The sequence below is a fragment of the Streptomyces sp. NPDC002130 genome (genome assembly GCF_040296465.1).
Taxonomy (GTDB): Bacteria; Actinomycetota; Actinomycetes; order Streptomycetales; family Streptomycetaceae; genus Streptomyces.
Window position 1 is genome coordinate 1 of sequence record NZ_JBEOXI010000549.1, and the last position, 2,512, is coordinate 2,512.

A 2,512-nucleotide genomic window follows, 5' to 3' on the forward strand; every position below is an offset into this window, starting at 1 on the left:
GGACGTTCCGCAACTGGGACCACCCGATCAGGCGCCAGATCTTCTCGGGTTTTCGGTGCGCCAGAACGATTTCGGGTAGACCCTGACATGTGTCGGCACCTCGGGTATCTCGGGCCGCCGCGTTCGGTTCGTGAACTCCTCCACGACGGCGAGAACTCGCTGATGCGACAGTCGTGGGCACCTCGGGAGATGCGTGGCGGCGGGACCATCAATGCCGACGGATTCGGTGCGGCGTGGTGGAACGGTGGAAGGCAGGGACGGTACCGCAGTGTCTCGCCGATCTGGTCGGACCCGACTGTCGACGAGACGTTGTCCCACATCGATTCCGGATCCGTTCTCGCTGCCGTACGTTCCGCGACGGAGGGGATGGCCGTCGAGATCGGGGCCTGTGCACCGTTCGTCGACGGAACCTACGCTTTCAGCCACAACGGAGCGGTATCCGGTTGGCCTGGTTCACTTGCCGACTTGGCGGCGGAGGTACCCGCCGTCGAACTGCTGAAGATGCCCGCCCCGACGGATGCTGCCTTGTTGTGGACGGTGCTACGGCATCGGTTGAAGTCGAAGCCCGCGGAGGCCGCCGTGACGAGCCTCGTTCACGATGTGGCTGCGGTGGCACCGGATTCACGATTGAACCTCCTGTTCGGCGACGGGCAGGAACTGTGGGCCACAGCGTGGGGCCACACGCTGTACACGCGGGTCGACGAGTCGCGGGCCCTGATCGTTTCCGAACCGTTCGATCAACTCCCGGACTGGCAGCAGGTGCCGGACCGGCACATAGTCTGCGTGCGTCCCGGTCATTTGATCATCACTCCGATTCCGATGGGAGAACAATGAAATCCCCTACACTCGAGGTTTATCTGACACCGGCCGAATCGGTCGACGCACTGCGAGCCGAGGCCAGGGAGGGCTTGACCGCTACGCCGAAATGGCTCTCGCCCAAATGGTTCTACGACGCGCGTGGAAGTGAATTGTTCGAGGAGATCACGGCCTTACCCGAGTATTACCCCACCCGTACCGAGCGCGGCCTGCTCGCGCAGTACGCCGACGAGATCGCGGCGTTGACCGAACCCGAGATCCTGATCGAACTGGGTTCCGGTTCCTCGGAGAAGACGCGGTTGCTCCTCGACGCGATGACCGCTCGCGGAACTCTGCGAACGTATGTACCGCAGGATGTTTCGGTGACGGCACTGGAAGGCGCTGCGCAGCAGGTCGGTGCCGAGTTTCCCGGAATCGACGTGGTCGGAGTGGTCAGCGACTTCACCGGCTCGCTGCATCATCTGCCCGGTGGCGGACGGCGGGCGGTCGCGTTTCTCGGCGGAACTCTCGGAAATCTCGTTCCGGCAGAACGAGCCGATTTCCTCTCGGGGATCGCGGCGGTGCTCGATCCGGGGGAGAACCTGATACTGGGCGTCGGATTGGTGATCGATCCGGCTGTTCTCGTACCCGCCTACGACGACGCTGCCGGCGTGACGGCGCAGTTCAACCACAATGTTCTCGCGGTCCTGAACAAGCAACTGGGAGCGAACTTTCCCTTGGAGGACTTCCGCCACGTCGCGCTCTGGGACGCCGAGAACGAGTGGATCGAGATGCGACTGGAAGCGCTTCGAGAACTCTCGGTGCGTATCGACGACCTGGATCTGGAAATCACCTTCGCAGCGGGCGAGCAACTGCGAACCGAGATCTCGGCGAAGTTCACCGAGGACGGGATTGCCGCGGAACTCGCGTCGGCGGGCTTCGGGGTACGGAAGGTGTGGACGGATCAGGATCAGCGCTTCGCGCTGTTGTGTGCGCAGCGGGCGTGAAGTGGGCGCACGTCAGAGGATGCTGTCTCCGCCTTGGGTATCGGTGACTACCCCGGGATTCCGCAAACTTGTCGGTAGGTGCCCGTAGTATCGATCATATGTTCGAATCAATGATTTCCGCGGATGCGCTGTCTCGGCAGCATGCGGAAATCGCGCGCGCCCACTTCCTCGAGATCGACGCAGTCACTGCGCTGTACCTGGACCGTTGTGAGGAGGGCGCCGCGGTTGGAGTCAACGAGGCTTTTCAGGGTCAATTCGCGCACGTGGAGATCGCGTCGATACTGAGCATTACGGAGTACGCCGCGCAGAAAATGATTGCACTGGGATGTGACCTGCGCTGGCGACTTCCGCGGGTGGCGGCCGCTTTTGCTTGCGGTGACATCGATCTGGCCAAAGCGATGGCACTGTCCGAAGCTCTCGCCAACGTCTCCGAGCACGCGCTCGATGAAATCGAGCGACTCCTCGTGGACGGTGCCTGCCGTGTAACCGGTAACAAGTTGAAGGCGCGCGCACGAGGTCTCATTGCTCGGCACGACCCTGATGGGGTGCGTGCCAGGCGAGTTCGTGCGGAGGCGGATCGGGACGTTCGGACGTGCGCGTCGCACGACGGCATGTCGACTCTGGACGGAATGCTTCCAGCGGTCGGCGCTCACCAGAAGACGCCGCAGGGCTACGCCGGTTTCGACGTGGACGTCGCCACGTACGTCGCG

General features: G+C 63.0%; 3 protein-coding genes. All 3 read left to right on the forward strand.

The window, feature by feature from the left end:
• Window positions 1-87 precede the first annotated feature (87 nt).
• Complete coding sequence (gene egtC, locus ABT116_RS42585; RefSeq protein ID WP_298775017.1) at window positions 88-834, forward strand: ergothioneine biosynthesis protein EgtC; 747 nt, start codon at window positions 88-90, stop codon at window positions 832-834.
• Window positions 831-1,802, forward strand: a complete 972-nt coding sequence (gene egtD / locus ABT116_RS42590) for an L-histidine N(alpha)-methyltransferase (RefSeq protein WP_351646029.1) — start codon at window positions 831-833, stop codon at window positions 1,800-1,802. Before egtC ends, egtD begins: the two co-directional genes overlap by 4 nt.
• A 98-nt stretch (window positions 1,803-1,900) precedes the next feature.
• On the forward strand, window positions 1,901-2,512 hold a 612-nt coding region (locus tag ABT116_RS42595), incomplete at its 3' end, for a DUF222 domain-containing protein (RefSeq protein ID WP_351646034.1).

Excerpts from the sequence above, each read along its gene's own strand:
- egtD (WP_351646029.1), top strand. The coding sequence starts at position 831 with ATGAAATCCCCTACACTCGAGGTTTATCTGACACCGGCCGAATCGGTC.
- egtC (WP_298775017.1), top strand. The coding sequence starts at position 88 with ATGTGTCGGCACCTCGGGTATCTCGGGCCGCCGCGTTCGGTTCGTGAA.